A 21,128-nucleotide genomic window follows, 5' to 3' on the forward strand; every position below is an offset into this window, starting at 1 on the left:
GGCGATCGACCGGTCAGACGGAGACGCCGCGCTCGGCGAGGAACTCCTGGGGGTCGATGGGGCGCCCGCCCATGCCGCCGCGGTGGATCTGGTAGTGCAGGTGCGGCCCGGTGGACTGGCCCTCGTTGCCGACCTCGGCGATCTCGTCACCGGCGTGCACGATGTCGCCGGCGCGCACCGAGTAGTAGCGCATGTGGCCGTAGACGTGGACGTTGCCGTCGGCGTCCTGGATGTAGAGCGCGTTGCCGTAGCCGGAGGCGCGGCCGGCGCGGATGACGACGCCGTCGGTGGCGGCCAGGATCGGCGTGCCCAGGGGCGCGGCCAGGTCGATGCCGTAGTGCATCGTGCCCCAGCGCTGGCAGAAGCAGGTGGTGAGCCGGCCCTGGGTCGGCAGCACGGTGCGCGGCGTGCGGGCGGCGCGGGAGGCGGCGAGCTCGCCGAGGCGGGCCTGGGCCTCGGCCTCGGTGATGCCGCGGCGGACGCCGGCGTCCTCCATGTCGCCGGTGAGCCCGATGTCGGAGGCCTCGCCGAGGCCGTACTCCGCCGCGCTGACCGCGACGTCGGTGGCCCGGTCGCCCACCGTGGTGGGGAGGGCCGCGACGACGGCACCGACGACGAGGGCGGCCAGCCAGAGGGGGCCGCGCCGGCCGGGCGGCCGGGGTACGCGCCGGCGGCGCGCCGGCTCGGCGTCGTCGGCGGCCGCGGACGGCACGGCCGCTGGGGAGAGGACGGCAGGGGGCTGGGCGTCGGCGGCGGTCCGCGGGCGGGGGATGACGGGAGTGGCCGGCTCGTGGTCGGTCCCCGGTCGCTCGAGCAGTGCGCGAGTCACGGAGCACCTCCTTGGGGGAGCGACCCTCCCGGACGGTGCCCGCGAGGGCGGTCCGCCGGGGGAGCGACGGTGGCTCGGGTGTCCGGGTGGACGCCCCCCGGTGGGTACCGGTGCCGTGATCGGACCGTAACGATGCGTCAGGTCGCCGACCGTCAGCGACACCCCCGTGTCGCCTTGTCTGCAACACCTGGGGCGGGTGTGACGAACGGGGTCGCCGGTGTGCCCGCGCCCGGGGAGGCGCCGAGGTGCAGGGGACGGTGCGCGGCCCCGTGACGGACGGGGCCGGTGGGGGAGGTGGTGAGGGCGGCGGTCAGGCGACGGCGGCCGGTGCGGCGGCGGGGGCGGCGTCGGGACGGCGCACCCCGGCGAGCGTGGCCGCGACCTCGTCGACCACGCCGCGGTGGAACGGCAGGGACATGTGGCCGACCCCGCGGACGAGCACGTTGCGGGCCAGCAGGTCCGGGTGGTCGCACCGGCCGGCGTGGGTGGGCAGCACCACCTGGTCGAGGTCGCTGTAGATCGCGGTCACCGGCGTTCGGACGCCCGGCGCCGGCCCGGCCAGCTCCCGCAGCACCGGCGACCCGGGGCGCAGCTGGCGTACCAGCGGGGTGGGTACGAGGTGGGCCAGCACCGACCCCTGGTGCGGCGTCCCGAGGGTCACGAGGGACTCCACCCGCCGGTCACCGCCCTGACGCTGCACGTGGTAGCGGGCGATCAGGCCCCCGAGGCTGTGGCCGACGACGTGCACCCGCTCGTGACCGGTCTGCTCGCAGACGCGTTCGAGGTGCTCGCCGAGGGCCCGCGCGCCGCGGGCGACGTCGGTGAGCAGGGGGCTGTAGTTCCACGAGCAGACGTGGGCGAAGCCGCGGCGGCGCAGGCTGCGGCGCATCACCGCGAAGATCGAGTGGTTGTCGACCAGGCCGTGGACGAGCACGACCGGGATGCGGGCTGCCAGCGGGTCGGCGGCGAACAGGGCCCGGACGCCGGGGGGTTGCTCACCGGGTCGGCACCGCGGGTCCAGCCGCAGCGGCTCGGACCGCGTGCCCAGCGGGTACATGAGCACGTGCGCGCCGACGAGGGCCAGCTCGGTGATCCCGCCGGTCAGCGCGGCGCGGGTCACGAGACCGCGCAGGGGGGCCAGTGGCGTCCGCGAGCCGGGGTCGTCGGTGTGCGAGTCTGGTCCGGACTCCGGGTGGCCGAGTGGGCGCATGTCCAAGTCCCTCCCCGTTCGTGACCACCGGCGGAGCCCGGGTCCGACGTCGGCCGGTGGCGCAGTCGACTCCAGCCATGCCCGGTTCACCGGACGGTAAAGCTGTTGTGTGCTGTTCGTCACACGATCGCGACGTGGCGCCGGGATCGACACCGGTTCGTGACCGACTCGACGAAGGGGGAACGGTGGCCGCCCGAGATGGCTCCACCCGCGACCGCGACTCCGGTGGGCGGGACGCACCCGGCCGCGACCGGGGCGCCGGCCGGGGCGGTGACGCCGCCCGCCGGGCCGCATCGGCCCGGCGCACCGGACCCCGTCGACCGTCGGACCGGCCCGCACCCGGCGCGGCCGACGAGCTGGTCGTCGGGACCACCCCGCCGGGCGCACGGGTGGCCGGCGCCCTGCTGGTGCTCGCCGGGCTGGCCGGCGTCGTCGCCCTCTTCCCGATCTACCTGGTGGTGGGCGGCCAGGAGGTGACCCAGGCCGGCGGGCTCGGCAGCGTGCTCTCCGGGCTGGTCGCCCCGCTGACCTCCGCCGCTGTCGGCGCCGGCCTGGCGGCGGGCCGCGTGCCCCGGTTCGGGCTCGGCTACGCCGGCGTGGCCGGCGCCCTCGCGGTCGGCCTCCTGCTCATCGAGCTGTACCGGGGGGAGGCGTCCACGACCCGTCCCGGCGTGGAGGTGATCGCCGGCCAGCGGGTGCTGACCAGCTCGGTCGACATCGGCGCCGGCTGGGTCCTCGGCGTCATCGCCCTCGCGCTCACCGTGCTCGCCGGGGCGCTGGCCGCCGCCACGTGGGGGCGCACGGTCATGGAGGACGCCGGTTCCCTCGATCCGGTCCGTCCGCGACTGGCCGCCCTCGCCGTGCTGCTGGGCGTCGGGACGGTGCTGTGTCTCGTGCTGCCGGCGGCCGACGTCCCCGACCGCCTGGTCACCGACCCCACGACCGGGTTGCAGACCGTCGTCGAGCAGGACGGGCCGCAGGGGCTGCTCGAGCGGCCCGGGCTGGCCCTGCTCGGCGGTCTGCTGCTGGCCGGCGCCGTCGTCCTCGGCTCGGTGCTGGCGCCCTCGCTGCGCCCGCGCCTGGCCGCTGTCGGTGGGCTGCTGGCCATCGCCGCGGTCGTGCTGACCGCCGGGCTGGCCGGGCTGCGCGACGCCGCCGTGTCCGACGAGCTGGAGTGGACGCTGCCCGGGGCGGGGCTGCTCCTGGCCGGCCTGGGGTACGTCGCCCTGACCGTGCTGGCCTGGCGGCTGCACCGCTCGACCGCACCGGCCGCCTGACCAGCGCGGTCGTCCGGGGAGGAGGCACGGGGGGTTCCCGGCTTTCCGTCCGGGGTGCTGTGAGACGGGCCACGCCCTCCGTCGTGGGGGCGACGACGGCATTCCGGGAGGGTTACGGTGCCTGTTCGTGGATCTCTTCGAGTACCAGGCCCGTGACCTGTTGGCCTCTCACGGCGTGCCCGTGCTGCCCGGCGGCGTCGCCGAGACCCCCGAGCAGGCGGAGGCGATCGCGCGGGAGATCGCCGCTCCCGTCGTCGTCAAGGCGCAGGTCAAGGTCGGCGGCCGCGGCAAGGCCGGCGGCGTCAAGCTGGCCGACGACCCCGAGACCGCCAAGGCGCGCGCGCAGGACATCCTCGGCCTGGACATCAAGGGCCACATCACCCACCGCGTGATGGTGGCGCAGGCCAGCGACATCGCCGAGGAGTACTACTTCTCCTACCTCCTCGACCGTGCCAACCGCACCTTCCTGGCCATGGCCAGCGTCGAGGGCGGCATGGAGATCGAGCAGCTGGCCGTCGAGCGCCCCGAGGCCCTCGCCCGCATCCCCGTGGACGCGACCGTCGGCGTCGACACCGCCAAGGCCACCGAGATCGTCGACGCGGCCGGGTTCCCCGCCGAGGTCCGCGACCAGGTCATCGCGATCGCCGTCCAGCTGTGGGACGTGTTCGCCAAGGAGGACGCCACCCTCGTCGAGGTCAACCCGCTGGCCAAGGCGCCCGACGGCACCGTGCTCGCGCTCGACGCGAAGGTGACCCTCGACGACAACGCCGCCTTCCGGCACACCGAGCACGCCGCGCTCGAGGACGCCGCCTCCGCCGACCCGCTCGAGGCCGCCGCGAAGGAGAAGGACCTCAACTACGTCAAGCTCGAGGGCGAGGTCGGCATCATCGGCAACGGCGCCGGGCTGGTCATGAGCACCCTCGACGTCGTGGCCTACGCCGGTGAGGAGTTCGGCGGCGTGAAGCCCGCGAACTTCCTCGACATCGGTGGTGGCGCCTCGGCGGAGGTCATGGCCAACGGCCTGCACATCATCCTCTCCGACCCCGCCGTGAAGAGCGTGTTCGTCAACGTCTTCGGCGGTATCACCGCGTGCGACGCCGTCGCCAACGGCATCGTGCACGCGCTGCAGCTCCTCGGTGACGAGGCGACCAAGCCGCTGGTCGTCCGGCTCGACGGCAACAACGTCGAGGAGGGCCGGCGGATCCTCGCCGAGGCCAACCACCCGCTGGTGACCCTGGTGGACACGATGGACGGCGCCGCGCGCCGGGCCGCCGAGCTCGCCGCCTGACCGCCCCGACTCCCGACAGGAACACCACAGAGATGTCGATCTTCCTCAACGAGAACAGCAAGGTCATCGTCCAGGGCATGACCGGCTCCGAGGGGCGCAAGCACACCCAGCGCATGCTGGCCTCGGGGACGGCCATCGTCGGCGGGGTGAACCCGAAGAAGGCCGGCCAGAGCGTCGACTTCGACGGCACCGGCGTGCCGGTGTTCGGCTCCGTCGCCGAGGCGATGAAGGAGACCGGCGCCGACGTGAGCGTCATCTTCGTGCCGCCGGCCGGTGCCAAGAACGCCGTCATCGAGGCCGTCGACGCCCAGATCGGGCTCGCCGTCGTCATCACCGAGGGCATCCCGGTGCACGACTCGACCTACTTCTGGGCCCACGCCCAGGGTGGCTCGACCCGGATCATCGGCCCGAACTGCCCCGGCCTGATCAGCCCCGGGCGCTCCAACGCCGGCATCATCCCGGCCAACATCACCAAGCAGGGCAAGATCGGGCTGGTCAGCAAGTCGGGGACGCTGACCTACCAGATGATGTACGAGCTCCGGGACATCGGCTTCTCCACCGCCGTCGGCATCGGTGGCGACCCGGTCATCGGCACGACGCACATCGACTGCCTCCAGGCCTTCCAGGAGGACCCGGAGACCGAGGCCATCGTGATGATCGGTGAGATCGGCGGCGACGCCGAGGAGCGGGCCGCCGACTTCATCAAGGCCAACGTGACCAAGCCGGTGGTCGGGTACGTCGCCGGGTTCACCGCCCCCGAGGGCAAGACCATGGGCCACGCCGGCGCCATCGTCTCGGGCTCGGCCGGCACGGCACAGGCCAAGCAGGAGGCCCTCGAGGCCGCCGGTGTGCGCGTGGGCAAGACCCCGTCGGAGACCGCCCGCCTCATGCGGGAGATCGTCGGCGCCTGACCAGGGGTCACCCTCCGCGCTCGCAGCCGCGGCGAGCGTTCGTGGAGGCCGGCGGTCCCAGCACGTCACCCGCTGCCCGGCGACCTCGGACGAGGTCGCCGGGCAGCGGCGTTCCCGGGTCTCGGTAGCGTCCCTACGGGTGGGACGGGGGCGCGCCGCGGTTGCCCCGGCGCCCTCGACTCGCCGACGATGCGCTGAGTGATCACGCCACTACTGAGGAGCGCTCCCTGATGACCAGTCAGCCGCCTCCGCCTCCGGGCGAGCAGGGACAGCCGGGGTCCGGCTCCCAGCCGGGGCAGGAGCCGCGGTACGGCGGGCAGCCCGGCCCCGGGCCCGATCCCCGTCTCGGCCAGCAGCCGCCGCCCCCGGGACACGGGCAGCAGCCGGGCGGCCAGCCGCCGGGGTACGGCCAGCCGCCGTACGGTCAGCCGTCCTACGGCCAGCCCCCGTACCCGCCGCAGGCCGGTCCCGGTCCGCAGGCCCACGGTCAGCAGGCCTACGGTCAGCAGCCCTACGGTCAGCACCCCGGCTACGCGCCGAACCCCTACGGGCAGCAGCCCGGCTACGGCCAGCCGCCGTACGGGCAGAGCCCCTACGGCCGGCCGGCCGGCACCGGGGCCTCGGTCGGCTTCGACCTCGGGAAGCTCACGGTGGCCGACTACGTCATCGCCGGGGGCACGCTGCTGTTCCTCGTCCTGGCGTTCTTCCCCTGGTACCAGATCGACGACGCCTTCTTCGGCTCGGACATCAGCTTCAGCGGCTGGCAGTCCGGGCAGGTCACGACGGCGGTCTTCCTCTTCCTGCTCGCCACGGTGTGGGCGCTGCTGCCGGCGTTCGTCGACCTCCGGCTCGGGTTCCCCCGCTCGGCCATCACCGTCGGCCTCGCCGCGCTGGGCTTCCTGTTCGCGCTGCTGGGCTGGCTGGACTCCTTCAGCGAGGGCTTCTCGTTCTCCGTCTGGGCACTGCTGGGCTTCCTCGCCGCCGCCGCGGTCCTGGTGTTCGCCGTCCTCCGGCTGCTGCCGGAGCTGCGGAACCGCCCGGCCTCCGGCGGGGGCCCGGGCAACGCCGCACAGTGGGCCGACCAGCCGGCGCCGCAGTTCGGGGGCCAGCAGGGCGCGCCCGGCCAGCCGCCGTACGGCTACCCGGGGCCGCAGCAGCCGTACGGTCAGCAGCAGCCGTACGGCCAGCAGTTCCCGTACGGGCAGCAGTTCCCGTACGGGCAGCAGTTCCCCTCCGGGCAGCCGCCGCAGGGCCAGCCGCCCCACGGTCAGACCCAGGAGCGCCCGGTGCCCCCGCCGCCCCCGCCGCCGACGCAGCCCCCGCCCGCGGCGGGCCCGGGCGGGCCCGGTGGCTCCACCGCCTCCGGCGGCGGGTCCGGGTCGGACCCGGGCCACGGCTGACCGAGACGCACCTCTCACCCCGGCGAGGGCCGGTGACCTGCGGGTCGCCGGCCCTCGCCGCGTTTGTGGGCCCGGTTGGGCGCGGATGGCGGCGATCGTGGTCCGGCCTTGCGAGAGTGGGGTCGTGGTCTCCCTGCTCGCACGCCTGACCCTGCCCGGGCAGCGGGAGCCGGGCGCCGGCCGGCCGTGGCAGCCCGCGGTGCTCGCCGCCGTGGCCGCCGCGGCGGTCTCCGTGCTCGGTCTGCTCGGCCTGGGGCTCGCCGTGGTCGTCGTGCAGACGCTGGACCCTGCCGGCGGGCTGCCGCTGGCCGGCTCCGCACGGCTCGCTGGCCAGGTGTGGCTGCTCGCGCAGGGCGGCGGCCTCACGCTCGGCTCCGGGCCGCTCGTGCTGGCGCCGCTGCTGCTCACCCTCGGCATCGCGTGGGGCCTGTCCAGCGCCGGCCGGGGCGTCGTCCGCTCCTGCGACGTCGACGGGGTCCGGGGCGCCGCGACCGTCCTCGCCGGCCTCGTGGTCCCCCACGCCGTCACCGCCCTCCTGCTGGCCCTCGCGGTGGACGACGACGGCGCGCGGGTGGACCTGCTGCGCTGTCTCCTCGGCGCCGCGGTGCTCGCGGTCGTCACCGGCGGGTGGGGGACGGCGCGGGAGTCCGGCGTCCTGGACCTCGTGCTCGACCGGCTGCCGCCGCCGGTGCGGCCCCTCCTGCGCGCGGTGCTCGCCGGGTTCCTCACCGCGCTGGCCCTCGGGCTGGCCGTGGTCGCCGTGGCCCTCGCCGCCGACGCCCGGGGCTACGCCGCGCTCTCCGGCTCCCTCGGCGGCTCGGCGGCCGGCGCGGTCGGGCTGATCGCGCTGGGGGTCCTCCTGCTGCCCAACGCCGCGGCCGCCGCGATCGGCCTGGCCGCCGGCCCGGGGTTCGCCGTGGGCAGCGGAACCCTGGTGTCGGTGCACGGCGTCACCCTCGGGGCGGTGCCCGCGCTGCCCCTGCTGGCCGCGCTGCCCGACACGCAGGCGGTGCCGCTGGTGGCGTTCCTGTCGCAGGCGGTTCCGGCGCTGGCCGGCCTCGTCGCCGGGACCACCCTGGGCCGCAGGTTCGGCGACGACGACGAGGGGGGCTCGGTCGTGGCCGGGCTGTGGGGCGTGCTCGCCGGTGTCCTCCTCGGGGGAGCGTGCGGCGTGCTGGCCTGGCTCGGCGGCGGCTCCCTCGGCGACGGCGCACTGGCCGAGGTCGGCGCGCCCGCGGTGGCCACCGCACTGTCCTTCGCCGTCCAGGCCGGGATCGCCGCGGCCGTCGCCGCCGCCGTCAGCCGCTGGCGCGCGCTGGGCTGAGGACCGGCCGGGAACCGGTGCGGGCGCCCCGGCTAGGGTCGCTGGCGTGCCCGCACCAGGACCGTCCCCGCGGGCGCGGGTCGTGGTCCTCCTCTCCGGCACCGGGTCGCTGTGCGCCGCGCTGCTGGCGGCCGCCGACGACCCCGCCTACCCGGCGACGGTGGTCGCCGTGGGCAGCGACCGCGACGCCGACGGCCTCGAGCACGCCCGCCGCCGTGGCATCGCCACCTTCACCTGCCGGCTGCGCGACCACGCCGACCGGGCCGCCTGGGACGCCGCGCTGGCCGCCGCGATCGCCGAGCACCGGCCCGACCTCGTCGTCTCCGCCGGGTTCATGAAGATCGTCGGCCCGGCCGTGCTGGACGCCTTCGGCGGGCGGCTGGTCAACACCCACCCCGCTCTGCTGCCCGCCTTCCCGGGCGCGCACGCCGTCCGCGACGCGCTGGCCGCCGGTGTCGAGGTCACCGGCAGCACGGTGCACCTGGTCGACGCCGGCGTGGACACCGGCCCGGTGCTCGCCCAGCGCGAGGTGCCCGTCCTCCCGGGGGACGACGAGGCCCGGCTGCACGAACGGATCAAGACCGTGGAGCGCGAGCTCCTGGTGGACACGGTGGCGCGACTCGTGAGCGGCCACGCGTCAGACGACACGGAGGAGCCCCGATGAGCGACCGCACCCCCATCCGCCGCGCGCTGCTGGGCGTGTACGACAAGACCGGCATCGAGGAGCTCGCCCGCGGGCTCGCCGACGCCGGCGTCGAGCTGGTCAGCACCGGTGCCACCGCGCGCCGCATCGCCGACGCCGGGGTGCCGGTCACCCCGGTGGAGCAGGTCACCGGCTTCCCGGAGTGCCTGGACGGGCGGGTCAAGACGCTGCACCCGTCGGTGCACGCCGGCATCCTGGCCGACCGCCGCAGGCCCGAGCACGTGCAGCAGCTCGAGGAGCTCGGCGTCGCGCCGTTCGACCTCGTGGTGGTCAACCTCTACCCGTTCACCGAGACCGTCGCCTCAGGGGCGAGCCCCGACGAGTGCGTGGAGCAGATCGACATCGGCGGCCCGGCGATGGTGCGCGCCGCGGCCAAGAACCACCCGTCGGTCGCCGTCGTCGTCGACCCGGCCCGCTACGGCGACGTCCTCGCGGCGGTGTCGGCCGGCGGCTTCACCTTGACCGAGCGGCAGCAGCTGGCGGCCGCGGCGTTCCGGCACACGGCCAGCTACGACATCGCCGTCGCCTCGTGGATGGGCAGCGTGCTCGCTCCCGAGGAGGACACCCGGTTCCCCGCGTGGGTCGCGGCCAGCTGGGAGCGGGCCGACGTCCTGCGGTACGGGGAGAACCCGCACCAGCAGGCCGCGCTCTACCGCAGCGGCCAGCCGGGGCTGGCGCACGCCGAGCAGCTGCACGGCAAGCAGATGTCCTACAACAACTACGTCGACACCGACGCCGCCTGGCGGGCCGCCCACGACCACACCGACCCGTGCGTGGCGATCATCAAGCACGCCAACCCCTGCGGCATCGCCGTCGGCCCCGACATCGCCGCCGCGCACCGCAAGGCGCACGCGTGTGACCCGGTGTCGGCCTTCGGCGGTGTGATCGCCGCCAACCGCGAGGTCGACCTGGCCATGGCCGAGCAGGTCGCCGGCGTCTTCACCGAGGTCGTGGTGGCCCCGTCGTTCACCGACGACGCGGTCGAGGTGCTCACCGCCAAGAAGAACATCCGGCTGCTGCGGCTCCCGGACGCCGCCCGGCCGGCCACCGAGCTGCGGCCGGTCAGCGGCGGGCTGCTGCTGCAGGTCGCCGACCGCGTGGACGCCCCCGGCGACGACCCCACCACCTGGACGCTGGCCACCGGTCAGCCGCTGGACGCCGCGGGCCTCGACGACCTCGTCTTCGCCTGGCGCAGCGTCCGCGCCGTCCGCAGCAACGCGATCCTGCTGGCCCACGAGAAGGCCACCGTCGGGGTCGGCATGGGCCAGGTGAACCGGGTGGACGCCGCCCGGCTCGCCGTCGCCCGGGCCGGGGACCGCGCCGCGGGTGCCGTGGCCGCCTCCGACGCGTTCTTCCCCTTCGCCGACGGGCTGCAGGTGCTGCTCGACGCCGGGGTGCGCGCCGTCGTGCAGCCGGGCGGGTCGGTGCGGGACGAGGAGGTCATCGCCGCCGCGGCCGCCGCCGGTGTGCCGCTGTACCTCACCGGGACCCGCCACTTCGCCCACTAGGGAGGGCCCGTGGCCTCGACCCGCCCGCACGTCCGCCCGCCCGGGGCGGGCGCCGAGATCGAGGGCCAGGACCTCGCCCGGGTGGACTGGTGGGGCGTCGAGCTCGACGGGGTCACCTTCACCCGGTGCCGGTTCGAGGACGCCGGCCTGGAGGAGCTGGTCACCCGGCGGTGCGTGTTCGACTCCTGCGTGCTGACCGGTGTGCGGATGGGTGGCTCCCGGCACCTGGGCTCGGCGTTCCTGTCCTGCCGGTTCGACCGGGCCCGGCTGTTCGACGTCACGTGGGAGGGCTGCAAGCTCACCGGCTCGACGTTCCCCGGCGCGCAGCTGCGGCCCATGACCTCGACCGACAGCGACTGGAGCTGGACCTCGCTGCGCGGTGCGGACCTCTCGGGGCTGGACCTGTCCGGTCACCGGTTCCGGGAGGCCGACCTCACCGACGCCGACCTGCGCGAGTGCGACCTCACCGGGGCCGACCTCGACCGCGCCCGGCTGCAGGGGGTCAAGCTGCGCGGGGCCGACCTGCGCGGGGCCTCGACCGAGTCGGTCAACTGGCTGGCGTTCGAGCTGACCGGGGTCCGGCTGGACCTCCTGCAGGCGGTCGAGGTCGCCCGCGCCCACGGCGCCCTGGTCGCCGACTGACCCCGGTCACCTCCGGGGGCTGGTCAGCATCGCCTTGACCGCGCCGAGGATGCCCAGCGCCGGGACGGCGACGGCGAACCAGAAGCCGGTGTCGAAGGTGCCGGCGTCCCACCGGGCGTCGGCGAGCGGGACGAGCACCCCGGCGAAGGCCACCAGGCCGGCCAGCAGGGCCAGCACACCGAGGAAGCGGTGCGACCGGGCCGGCAGCAGCGCCAGCACGCCGAGCACGAGCAGCACCGCGCCCCCGCCGACGACGGCGACGGGCTGCCACATCCCGTCGCCGAACACGTCGGCCACGTCGCGGCCCAGGCCCTCGACGCCCCGCCGGACCAGGTCCAGCCCGGTGAGGTCGCTGTCGGTGACCCAGCGCAGCAGCAGGCTGACCCCGGCCGCGACGCCGGCCAGCACGAGCAGCAACCCGGCCAGGGCGTCGGGACGGCGCACCCGCACCGGCTTGGTCGAGTACGGCGGCGCGGTCGAGGCGGGGGGAGCGGCGGGCGGTGGCCCCGGCGGGGGCATGCCGCCCGCATAGGCGCCGCCGTACCCGGTGTCGGTGCGCGAGCCGCCCACCGGCTGGAGCCCCGGCGTGGTCTGCTCCCGCCAGTCGCCGGCGCCGCCGTGCGTGCCGGCCGGGGACTGGTCGCGCTCGGTCATCTGCTCTCCTCGCGGGTCGGCAGGCGGTCGCAGGCGGGGAGGCGCCCGCTGCCCGCGAGCCTAGGGCGGGGTCGAGGGCAGCGGGCGGCTCTCGGGCACACTGTCGGTCGTGCCCGCGACGATCCTGGACGGCAAGGCCACCGCAGCAGCGATCCGGGCGGAGTTGACCGAACGGGTCGCCGCGCTCACCGCCGCCGGTCACCGGCCCGGCCTGGGCACGCTCCTCGTGGGCGACGACCCCGGCAGCCGGTGGTACGTCAACGCCAAGCACTCCGACTGCGCGCAGGTCGGCATCGCCAGCATCCAGCGCGAGCTGCCGGCGACCGCCACGCTCACCGACGTCCTCGAGGTCGTCGACGAGCTCAACGCCGACCCGGCCTGCACCGGCTACATCGTCCAGCTGCCGCTGCCGCAGGGGATCGAGGAGAGCGCCGTCCTCGAGCGGATGGACCCGGCGAAGGACGCCGACGGCCTGCACCCGGTCAACCTGGGCCGGCTGGTGCTCAACGTCCCCGGCCCGCTGCCGTGCACGCCGGTCGGGATCGTCGAGCTGCTGCGCCGGTACGACGTGCCGATCGCCGGTGCCGAGGTGGTCGTCGTCGGCCGCGGCATCACCGTCGGGCGGCCGCTGGGCCTGCTGCTCACCCGCCGCAGCGAGAACGCCACGGTCACCCTCTGCCACACCGGCACCCGCGACCTGGCCGCGCACCTGCGGACGGCCGACATCGTGGTGGCGGCGGCGGGCGTGCCGGGTCTGGTGACGAAGGAGCTGGTCAAGCCGGGCGCCGCCGTCCTCGACGTCGGTGTCAGCCGGGTCGAGGGCAAGATCGCCGGCGACGTCGCCAAGGACGTCGTCGACGTGGCCGGCTTCGTGGCGCCCAACCCCGGCGGGGTGGGGCCCATGACCCGGGCGATGCTGCTGCAGAACGTCGTCCTCGCCGCCGAGCAGGCCGCCGCCGCGGACGTCCTCACGGCCTGATGACCCGCCCGCCGCTCCACACCCGCCGGCCCTTCCTGGCCGGCCTGCTGCGGCAGCTGCCGTTGCTGCTGGTGCTGGTCGTGGTGGCGGTCGGGCTGCTCATGGTGACCTTCGAGCACTGGCGCCGGGGGCTGGTCGTCGTCGGCGTGGCGCTCGTCGGCGGCGGGCTGCTGCGGCTGCTGCTCCCGGTCCGGCGGGTGGGGTTCCTCGCCGTCCGCAGCCGGCCGGTGGACGTCGTCCTGCTAGCCGGGGTGGGCGTCACGCTCACCGCCTTCGCGCTGTCGATCCCCGGTGGGTGAGATCGGCCCGGCACCCGACCGGGCGCTGTGGCCGCCCCAGCGATAGGTTGGCCGCCATGGCAGAGCAGCCCAGGAACGGCAAGGTCACCGTCGTCGGTGCCGGCTTCTACGGCTCGACCACCGCCCTCCGCCTCGCGGAGTACGACATCTTCGAGACCGTCGTGCTCACCGACATCGTCGAGGGCAAGCCCGAGGGCATCGCCCTCGACATGAACCAGTCCCGGCCCATCGAGGGCTTCGAGACCAGGGTCGTCGGCGTCGGCGGCGGGTCCTACGAGGGCACCGAGGGCTCCGACGTCGTCGTGATCACCGCGGGCCTGCCGCGCAAGCCCGGCATGAGCCGGATGGACCTCATCGAGACCAACGCCAAGATCGTCCGCCAGGTCGCCGAGAACATCGCGCGGACCTCGCCGGACGCCGTGGTCATCGTGGTGTCCAACCCCCTGGACGAGATGACCGCGTTGGCCCAGCTGGCCACCCAGTTCCCGAAGAACCGGGTCATGGGGCAGGCGGGCATGCTCGACACCGCCCGGTTCTCCAACAACGTCGCCGAGGAGCTCGGCGTCCCGGTCAGCTCGGTGCGCACCCTGACCCTCGGCTCGCACGGCGACACGATGGTGCCGGTGCCCTCGCGCTGCACCGTCGACGGCAAGCCGCTGGCCGACGTGCTCGCCGCCGACCGCATCGAGCACCTGGTCGACCGGACCCGCAACGGCGGCGCCGAGGTCGTGGCGCTGCTCAAGACCGGCTCGGCGTACTACGCACCCTCGGCCGCCGCGGCCCGCATGGCCCGCGCGGTCATGGAGGACTCCGGCGCCGTCATGCCGGTGTGCGCCTGGGTGGACGGGGAGTACGGCATCTCCGGGGTGTACCTGGGGGTCGAGGCCGAGATCGGGCGCGAGGGCGTCCGGCGGGTGGTCGAGGGCGACCTGTCCGACAGCGAACTGGCCGGGCTGCGCGAGGCGGCTGAGGCCGTGCGCGCCAAGCAGGCTGACGTAGCCGACCTCTGACCGACCGGTCAGAGCTGCAGAGAGGGAAATCCAGACGTGAGCAAGATCAAGGTCGAGGGGACGATCGTCGAGCTCGACGGCGACGAGATGACCCGGATCATCTGGCAGTTCATCAAGGACCAGCTGATCCTCCCGTACCTCGACGTCGACCTCGAGTACTACGACCTCGGCATCGAGAAGCGTGACGAGACCGACGACCAGATCACCGTGGACGCCGCCAACGCGATCCAGCGGCACGGCGTCGGCGTCAAGTGCGCGACGATCACCCCGGACGAGGCGCGGGTCGAGGAGTTCGGCCTCAAGCGCATGTACCGCTCGCCCAACGGGACGATCCGCAACATCCTCGGCGGCGTCATCTTCCGCGAGCCGATCATCATGGCGAACGTGCCGCGCCTGGTGCCGGGCTGGACCAAGCCGATCGTCGTCGGCCGTCACGCCTTCGGTGACCAGTACCGCGCCACCGACTTCAAGTTCCCCGGCGAGGGGACGCTGACGCTGACCTTCACCCCGAAGGACGGCTCGGCGCCGATCGAGCACGAGGTGTTCCAGTCGCCGGGCGCCGGCGTCACGATGGCGATGTACAACCTCGACGAGTCGATCCGCGACTTCGCCCGGGCCTCGATGAACTACTCCCTGCAGCGCGGCTACCCGCTGTACCTCTCGACGAAGAACACGATCCTCAAGGCCTACGACGGCCGGTTCAAGGACCTGTTCCAGGAGGTCTTCGAGACCGAGTTCAAGGACCAGTTCGAGGCCGCGGGCATCACCTACGAGCACCGCCTCATCGACGACATGGTCGCCGCCTCCCTCAAGTGGGAGGGCGGCTACGTCTGGGCCTGCAAGAACTACGACGGTGACGTGCAGTCCGACACCGTGGCGCAGGGCTTCGGCTCGCTGGGCCTCATGACGTCGGTGCTGATGAGCCCCGACGGCCGCACCGTCGAGGCCGAGGCCGCGCACGGCACGGTGACCCGCCACTACCGGGCGCACCAGCGCGGCGAGGCGACCTCCACCAACCCGATCGCGTCGATCTTCGCCTGGACCCGGGGCCTGGCCCACCGCGGCAAGCTGGACAACACCCCCGAGGTGACCCGCTTCGCCGAGACGCTGGAGAAGGTCTGCATCGACACCGTCGAGGCCGGTCAGATGACCAAGGACCTCGCGCTGCTGATCAGCAAGGACCAGCCGTGGCTGACCACCCAGGACTTCCTGGCGGCCATCGACAGCAACCTGCAGAAGGCCATGGCCTGACGCAGGCGCCCGCCTGACAGCGGCCCCCTCGCCTCCGGGCGAGGGGGCCGCTGCCGTTGGAGGGCCCGGTCGCGTGATGCAACTCCGGAGGAGCTGCTGCTCCACGGGGCGCCGCACCAGCACGTTCCCCGGAGTGGCGCTCCCTGTGGACGACGCCAGCGCGCGCGGGTCCCCGTGCGGCACCCTCACGCGGTGTCCCGTCCTCACCGTCCCGCGGCGCTCTGGGGTCGGGTGTTCCGCAAGCGGGACGTGGTCACGGCCGGGCTGCTCACGACGGCCCAGCTCCGCAGCTCGGCCTGGCGACGCCTCTACCGAGGGGTCTACGCCGATGCCGACCTGCCCGACTCGTTCGACCTGCGCGTCGCCGGGGCGGGGCTGCTGGTGCCGGCGCAGGCCGTCTTCAGCGGGCGGACGGCGGCCCATCTGCACGGTGCGACCGATTTGGTGGACGGGCACACGCCGGTCGAGGTGTCGGTGCCGGTCGGGGTGCGGTTCGGCCCCGTGGCCGGGCCCAGGGTGCGGGAGACGGTGCTGGCCTCGGCCGACGTGACCCGGGTGCGGCGCCGACCCTGCACGACGCGCGTCCGGACGGCCCTGGACATCGCCAGGGCCGAACCGCTCATCGAGGGTGTCGTGGCCCTCGACGTCCTCCTGGCCCGCACCGTCGTGGACGAGCCGGAGCTGCGGGAGGGGCTCGCCACCCTCCCGTCTCCGCGGGGCGCACGGCGGGCGCGGCGTGCCGTCGACCTCGCCGACCCCCGTGCCGAGTCACCGCAGGAGTCCCGGGTGCGGGTCCTGCTCGCACTCGCCGGTCTGCCCGCCGTCCCTCAGTTCACCGTGCGCGACGCCGACGGGTCCTTCGTCGCCCGCGTCGACCTGGCCTACCCGGGACAGCGAGTGGCCGTGGAGTACGACGGGGTGTGGCACGCCGACCGTGCTCAGCTGACCCGCGACCGGCGCCAGCTCAATGCACTCGTGGCCGCCGGGTGGACCGTCCTGCACGTGACGGCGGCCGACCTCCGGGACCCGGAGGGGCTCACCGCCCGCGTGCGGGCGCTGCTCACTGCTCGCACCTCCGGGGGAGTTGCGCTCTGATCCGGCTCAGAGACGGCAACTCCCCCGGAGGTGTCACGGACGGTGCAGCGCGTCAGGCGCCGAACAGCTGGGTCCACCAGGGGCCGCCGGGCCCCTCGGCGACGCCCACGCCGAGCTTGGTCAGCTCGCAGTCGAGGATGTTCTCCCGGTGGCCGGGGCTGGTCATCCAGTCGTCCATCACCTCGGTCGCGTTCGCCTGGCCGTAGGCGATGTTCTCCGCCCGGGCGTAGGTGATCCCGGCCTGCTTCGCGCGGTCGAAGGGGTCGAGGCCCTCCGGGGTGTCGTGCGAGAAGTAGTCGCGGTCGCGCATGTCGGCGCTGTGTGCGCGGGCGACGGCGGCCAGGGCGCTGTCGGCCGCGAGCGGCGCGCAGCCGGCGGTGGCGCGGGCCTGGTTCACCAGGCTCAGCACCTGGCCCTCGATGCCCGGAGCGGCCGGCGCCGCGGGCGCGGCCGGGGCGGGGGCGGGGCGCGGTGCGGGGGCAGGCGCGGGGCGCGGTGCGGGAGCCGGGGCGGGCGTGCTGGCCTTGGGGGCGGCCGGCTCGTCGCGGGGCTCCTCGGTCGCCGGCGCGGGGGACGGCGCCGGCGTGGGCTCGTCGGCCGCAGCCGCGCGTGCGGTCTCCGGTTCCTCGGCGGCCGGCGTCTCCGGGGCGGCGGGGGCGGGGGTCTCGGCCGGGGCGTCGGTGGCCGGGACGCCGTCGACGCCCATCTGCACCGTGCCGTTCCCGGACGCCGACCGGGCCGACGACGAGCCGGCCGACCGCCCGGCGCCGGACGAGGCGTGCCCCTCGGCCGAGGCGGCGTCCAGCGCGGCACGCTCGGAGGAGCTGGTCACGACGTCGGACACCACCGGGACGGCGAAGGTGATGCCCGCGACCGCGAGGACCACGGCGAAGACGGGGAGCACGCGGCGCAGGCCGAAGGCGCGGAACAGGACGGAGACCGCGCGGCCGAGCGCTGCGGCGATCCGCGAGGTGGGCGGGGGACCCGCCGGCATGTGGTGCACGAGGTAACCCTCACGAGTTGCTAGATCACGGATCGTTACTTTGGGCAGAGTAGCCGTATGCGGTCCGTGATCGGCACCGTGCTGTGTCCAAGGTCACACCCGGTTCGACTCAACACCCTCCGGAGGGGCTCCGGTGGGCCCGCCCGGCGAGGGCGGGCAGCATGGACCCCGTCCATTCCCCTCGACCGAGGAGCGCGCCGCCGGTGAGCGACGTCTGGCTCAACATCGTCATGGTCGTCGTCTTCGTCCTCGTCGGAGGCGCCTTCTCCGGCGCGGAGATCGCGCTGGTGAGCCTGCGCGAGTCCCAGGTCCGCGCCATGGCCGACAACGCGGGACGGCGCGGCAAGGCCGTGGCCCGGCTGCTCAGCGACCCCAACCGCTTCCTCGCCGCCGTCCAGGTCGGCGTCACCCTGGCCGGCTTCTTCTCGGCGGCCTTCGGTGCCAGCACCCTCTCCGCGCCCCTGGCCGACCAGCTCGTGGGCCTCGGCGTGGGCGAGGGGCTGGCGGGCACGCTGGCGCTGGTGCTGGTGACCATCGCGATCAGCTACCTGTCGCTGGTGGTGGGTGAGCTGACCCCCAAGCGGCTGGCCCTCCAGCGCGCCGAGGGCTTCTCGCTGATCGTCGCCGCGCCGCTCAACGGCATCGCCACGCTGTTCCGCCCGGTCATCTGGCTGCTGTCGGTCTCGACCAACCTCCTGGTCCGCGTGCTCGGCGGGGACCCCAAGGCCAGCGGGGAGGCGATCAGCCAGGAGGAGCTGCGCGACCTCGTCGCCGCCCACGAGTCGCTGAGCACCGACGAGCGCCGGCTGATCGGGGAGGTCTTCCGCGCCGGCGACCGTGAGGTGCGGGAGGTCATGACGCCCCGCACCGAGGTCGACTTCCTGGAGGCGTCGATGACCGCCAGTCGGGCGGCCAAGCAGGTGCACGACTCCAGCCACTCCCGCTACCCCGTCGCCGGCCGGGACGAGGACGACGTCATCGGTTTCGTGCACGTCCGCGACCTGTTCCTGCCCAACCACCCGGCCGGGCGGGCGGCGACCGTCGGCGACCTCGTCCGCGAGGTCAAGCGGCTGCCGGGCACCGCCGGCGTCCTCACCGCGCTGTCGGAGATGCGGCGGGAGAACCACCACCTGGCCATCGTCGTCGACGAGTACGGCGGCACCGACGGGATCGTCACGCTCGAGGACCTGATCGAGGAGGTCATCGGCGAGATCTACGACGAGTACGACGAGGACGTCGGGGACGACGCCCAGGAGGTCCCCGGCGGCCCCCAGGAGGTCGACGGGCTGCTCAACCTCGACGACTTCCGTGAGGCGACCGGGGTGCAGCTGCCCGAGGGCCCGTACGAGACGGTCGCCGGGTACGTGCTGGCCGAACTCGGCCGGCTCCCCGACGTCGGGGACTCGGTGACGGTCGAGGAGCGCACGCTGACCGTCCTCGAGCTGGACGGACGTCGCATCGCGCGGCTGTCGGTCAGCCCGGCACCCGACGCCGAGCCGGCCGCGGCCGAGGACAGCCAGGCGCCCGCGGGCTGAGCCGCGGGTGCGCCGGCCGGTCAGCCGCGGGCGCGGGTGGTCTCCCAGGCGTCGCGCACGATGCCGGCCAGGTCGGTGTGCCGCGGCGTCCAGCCCAGGTCGGCGCGGATCCGGTCGCTGGAGGCCACCAGCTGCGCGGGGTCGCCGGCGCGGCGCTCCCCGACGACCACGGGCACCGGGTGGCCGGTGACCTCGCGGACGGCGTCGACGACCTGCTGCACGGAGAAGCCGGTGCCGTTGCCCAGGTTGTAGATGCGGTGCTCGCCCGGGGCGGGGGCGGTCAGCGCGAGCAGGTGCGCGTCGGCGAGGTCGGAGACGTGGATGTAGTCGCGGATGCAGGTGCCGTCCGGGGTCGGGTAGTCCTCGCCGTAGACGGTCATCGCCTCGCGGGTGCCCGCGACCACCTGCAGGGCGATCGGGATGAGGTGGGTCTCGGTGGTGTGCCGCTCACCCAGGCCGTAGGCGGCGCCGGCGACGTTGAAGTACCGCAGGCTGACCGCCGCGAAGTCGTACGCGGTGGCGTACGAGGTGAGCATCGCGTCGACGGCGAGCTTGGTGGCGCCGTAGGTGTTGGTCGGGCGGGTGGGGGCGTCCTCGCGGATCGGCACCTGCTCCGGCTCGCCGTAGGTGGCCGCGGTCGAGGAGAAGACGATCCGGCGGCAGTCGGCCGCGCGCATCGCCTCCAGCAGCGCCAGGGTGCCGGTGACGTTGGTGTCCCAGTAGATCTCCGGCTTGACCTGCGACTCCCCGACGAGGCTCTTGGCCGCGAAGTGCAGCACCGCCTCGGGCCGGACGTCGGCCAGCACCGGGGCCGAGTCGTGCAGCGAGGCCCGCACGAACGCCGCGCCCTCCGGCACCGCGTCCGCGTGGCCGGTGGAGAGGTCGTCGAGCACGGTGACCTCGTGGCCGCCCTGCAGCAGGGCGGCCGTGACTACGCTGCCGATGTAGCCGGCCCCACCGGCGACGAGAACGCGCATGCGCCCACCCTAGAGACGGTCGGCGGGCGGCACGGTCAGGAGGCGGAACAGTGGTCAGCGCACGCCCGGCGGTGCAGCAGTTGCCCGCCTACAAGCCGGGGCGCAACCCGGCCGACCTCGCCCGCGAGATCGGCGTCGCCCGGGCGGTGAAGCTGGCCAGCAACGAGGTCGCGTTCCCGCCGCTGCCGGCCGTCGTCGAGGCGCTGGCCACCACGGCCGCCGAGACCAACCGCTACCCGGACAACGGCGCCGTCGTCCTCACCGGGGCCCTGGCCGAGCGGTACGACGTCGACCCCGCGCAGATCGTCACCGGCTGCGGGGCGGTCATGCTCTGCCAGCAGCTGGCCCAGTCGTACAACGACCCCGGCACGAGCATCGCCTTCGCCTGGCGCTCGTTCGAGATGTACCCGCTGCTGGCCCAGGTCGCAGGCGCCCGGTCCGTCCAGGTGCCGCTGACCCCCGGCCGCCCCGGCGGGCCGGCCGACACCCACGACCTCGAGGCCCTCGCCGCCGCCGTCGACGACACCACCCGGGTGGTGTTCGTCTGCAACCCGAACAACCCCACCGGGACGGCGGTCCGGCGCGCGGAGCTGGAGCGCTTCCTCGACGCCGTCCCGGCCGAGACGCTGGTCGTCCTGGACGAGGCCTACCGCGAGTTCGTCACCGACCGCGACGTCCCCGACGGGCTGGAGCTGATGCGCGGGCGGCCCAACGTGGCCGTGCTGCGGACGTTCTCCAAGGCCTGGGGCCTGGCCGGGCTGCGGGTCGGCTACCTGGTCGCCGAGGACCCGGCCGTGGCCGAGGCGGTCCGCCGGACGCACGTGCCGTTCAGCGTCAACATGCTCGCCCAGGCGGCCGCCGTCGCCGCGCTGGCCAGCGAGGACGAGGTGCGTCGCCGGTGCACGGCGGTCACCGCCGAGCGGGAGCGGCTGACCGCTGCCCTCCGGGAACGGGGTCTGGACGTCTCCGACAGCCAGGCCAACTTCGTCTGGCTGCCGGTGGAGGAGGAGGCCGCGGGTCTGGCCGCCGCGCTGGAGTCGCGGGCGGTCATCACCCGTCCGTTCGCCGGCGAGGGGATCCGGGTCACCGTGGGCACCCCCGAGGAGGACGACCTCTTCCTCGAGGCCCTCGACCAGGTGCGCTCCGCCACACCGGTGGCGTGACCCGCCGTCGGTGACGTCGGCGTTCGGGACGCGCGGAGCGGCACCCCCCCGGGGGCTGGTTTGATTGCCG

Annotated in this window: 20 protein-coding genes; 15 read left to right on the forward strand and 5 right to left on the reverse strand. The window is 74.7% G+C overall.

Going from position 1 to position 21,128, the window contains the following annotated elements; genetic code table 11:
* Window positions 1–13 precede the first annotated feature (13 nt).
* Both ACI79E_RS06055 and ACI79E_RS06060 read right to left on the reverse strand, forming a co-directional pair.
* Complete coding sequence (locus ACI79E_RS06055; RefSeq protein ID WP_456931623.1) at window positions 14–829, reverse strand: M23 family metallopeptidase; 816 nt, start codon at window positions 827–829, stop codon at window positions 14–16.
* Window positions 830–1,139: 310 nt separating this feature from the next.
* Window positions 1,140–2,039 (reverse strand): esterase/lipase family protein, encoded by a 900-nt coding sequence (locus tag ACI79E_RS06060; RefSeq protein ID WP_456931624.1) that lies wholly within the window; start codon window positions 2,037–2,039, stop codon window positions 1,140–1,142.
* A gap of 185 nt (window positions 2,040–2,224) precedes the next feature.
* Between ACI79E_RS06060 and ACI79E_RS06065 the strand changes: the two genes are divergently transcribed.
* The 8 genes from ACI79E_RS06065 (at window position 2,225) to ACI79E_RS06100 (ending at window position 11,092) form a co-directional block, all read left to right on the forward strand.
* On the forward strand, window positions 2,225–3,316 hold the full coding sequence (locus ACI79E_RS06065; RefSeq protein ID WP_456931625.1) for a hypothetical protein: 1,092 nt from the start codon (window positions 2,225–2,227) through the stop codon (window positions 3,314–3,316).
* A gap of 127 nt (window positions 3,317–3,443) precedes the next feature.
* Window positions 3,444–4,604 (forward strand): ADP-forming succinate--CoA ligase subunit beta, encoded by a 1,161-nt coding sequence (sucC, locus tag ACI79E_RS06070; protein ID WP_456931626.1) that lies wholly within the window; start codon window positions 3,444–3,446, stop codon window positions 4,602–4,604.
* Between the two features lie 32 nt (window positions 4,605–4,636).
* Complete coding sequence (sucD, locus tag ACI79E_RS06075) at window positions 4,637–5,515, forward strand: succinate--CoA ligase subunit alpha (protein ID WP_456931627.1); 879 nt, start codon at window positions 4,637–4,639, stop codon at window positions 5,513–5,515.
* Window positions 5,516–5,745: 230 nt separating this feature from the next.
* Window positions 5,746–6,915: a hypothetical protein gene (locus ACI79E_RS06080; RefSeq protein ID WP_456931628.1), complete on the forward strand. Its 1,170-nt coding sequence runs from the start codon at window positions 5,746–5,748 to the stop codon at window positions 6,913–6,915.
* A 124-nt stretch (window positions 6,916–7,039) separates the two neighbouring features.
* Window positions 7,040–8,239, forward strand: coding sequence for a cell division protein PerM (locus ACI79E_RS06085; RefSeq protein WP_456931629.1), 1,200 nt, complete (start codon window positions 7,040–7,042; stop codon window positions 8,237–8,239).
* A 46-nt stretch (window positions 8,240–8,285) separates the two neighbouring features.
* The gene (gene purN, locus ACI79E_RS06090) at window positions 8,286–8,903 is read left to right on the forward strand and encodes a phosphoribosylglycinamide formyltransferase (protein ID WP_456931630.1); all 618 of its coding nucleotides are present in this window, start codon (window positions 8,286–8,288) and stop codon (window positions 8,901–8,903) included.
* On the forward strand, window positions 8,900–10,450 hold the full coding sequence (purH, locus tag ACI79E_RS06095; RefSeq protein WP_456931631.1) for a bifunctional phosphoribosylaminoimidazolecarboxamide formyltransferase/IMP cyclohydrolase: 1,551 nt from the start codon (window positions 8,900–8,902) through the stop codon (window positions 10,448–10,450). Before purN ends, purH begins: the two co-directional genes overlap by 4 nt.
* A 9-nt stretch (window positions 10,451–10,459) precedes the next feature.
* Window positions 10,460–11,092 (forward strand): pentapeptide repeat-containing protein, encoded by a 633-nt coding sequence (locus ACI79E_RS06100; protein ID WP_456931632.1) that lies wholly within the window; start codon window positions 10,460–10,462, stop codon window positions 11,090–11,092.
* Between the two features lie 6 nt (window positions 11,093–11,098).
* Here ACI79E_RS06100 and ACI79E_RS06105 read toward each other — a convergent pair whose 3' ends face one another.
* Complete coding sequence (locus ACI79E_RS06105; protein ID WP_456931633.1) at window positions 11,099–11,746, reverse strand: hypothetical protein; 648 nt, start codon at window positions 11,744–11,746, stop codon at window positions 11,099–11,101.
* A gap of 109 nt (window positions 11,747–11,855) precedes the next feature.
* Between ACI79E_RS06105 and ACI79E_RS06110 the strand changes: the two genes are divergently transcribed.
* The 5 genes from ACI79E_RS06110 (at window position 11,856) to ACI79E_RS06130 (ending at window position 16,380) form a co-directional block, all read left to right on the forward strand.
* The gene (locus ACI79E_RS06110) at window positions 11,856–12,725 is read left to right on the forward strand and encodes a bifunctional methylenetetrahydrofolate dehydrogenase/methenyltetrahydrofolate cyclohydrolase (RefSeq protein WP_456931634.1); all 870 of its coding nucleotides are present in this window, start codon (window positions 11,856–11,858) and stop codon (window positions 12,723–12,725) included.
* Window positions 12,725–13,024, forward strand: a complete 300-nt coding sequence (locus tag ACI79E_RS06115) for a DUF3017 domain-containing protein (protein ID WP_456931635.1) — start codon at window positions 12,725–12,727, stop codon at window positions 13,022–13,024. Before ACI79E_RS06110 ends, ACI79E_RS06115 begins: the two co-directional genes overlap by 1 nt.
* 56 nt (window positions 13,025–13,080) lie before the next feature.
* Window positions 13,081–14,034: a malate dehydrogenase gene (gene mdh, locus ACI79E_RS06120; protein WP_456931636.1), complete on the forward strand. Its 954-nt coding sequence runs from the start codon at window positions 13,081–13,083 to the stop codon at window positions 14,032–14,034.
* A 36-nt stretch (window positions 14,035–14,070) separates the two neighbouring features.
* A complete protein-coding gene (locus ACI79E_RS06125; RefSeq protein WP_456931637.1) occupies window positions 14,071–15,285 on the forward strand; it encodes an NADP-dependent isocitrate dehydrogenase in 1,215 nt (404 codons plus the stop codon).
* A 192-nt stretch (window positions 15,286–15,477) separates the two neighbouring features.
* Window positions 15,478–16,380: a hypothetical protein gene (locus ACI79E_RS06130; protein WP_456931638.1), complete on the forward strand. Its 903-nt coding sequence runs from the start codon at window positions 15,478–15,480 to the stop codon at window positions 16,378–16,380.
* Window positions 16,381–16,432: 52 nt separating this feature from the next.
* On the opposite strand, the gene ACI79E_RS06135 is transcribed toward ACI79E_RS06130, so the two are convergent.
* Window positions 16,433–17,374: a CAP domain-containing protein gene (locus ACI79E_RS06135; protein WP_456931639.1), complete on the reverse strand. Its 942-nt coding sequence runs from the start codon at window positions 17,372–17,374 to the stop codon at window positions 16,433–16,435.
* Window positions 17,375–17,586: 212 nt separating this feature from the next.
* Here ACI79E_RS06135 and ACI79E_RS06140 point away from each other — a divergent pair, with 212 nt between their 5' ends.
* Window positions 17,587–18,918 (forward strand): hemolysin family protein, encoded by a 1,332-nt coding sequence (locus tag ACI79E_RS06140; protein WP_456931640.1) that lies wholly within the window; start codon window positions 17,587–17,589, stop codon window positions 18,916–18,918.
* A 20-nt stretch (window positions 18,919–18,938) separates the two neighbouring features.
* Here ACI79E_RS06140 and galE read toward each other — a convergent pair whose 3' ends face one another.
* Window positions 18,939–19,895 carry a UDP-glucose 4-epimerase GalE gene (gene galE, locus ACI79E_RS06145; RefSeq protein ID WP_456931641.1) on the reverse strand — a complete coding sequence of 319 codons (957 nt, stop codon included), beginning with the start codon at window positions 19,893–19,895 and terminating at the stop codon, window positions 18,939–18,941.
* Window positions 19,896–19,945: 50 nt separating this feature from the next.
* Between galE and hisC the strand changes: the two genes are divergently transcribed.
* Entirely contained in the window at window positions 19,946–21,058 is a 1,113-nt protein-coding gene (gene hisC / locus ACI79E_RS06150) for a histidinol-phosphate transaminase (RefSeq protein ID WP_456931642.1), read from the forward strand.
* Window positions 21,059–21,128: the final 70 nt, after the last annotated feature.

The sequence above is a fragment of the Geodermatophilus sp. SYSU D00079 genome (assembly GCF_054050635.1).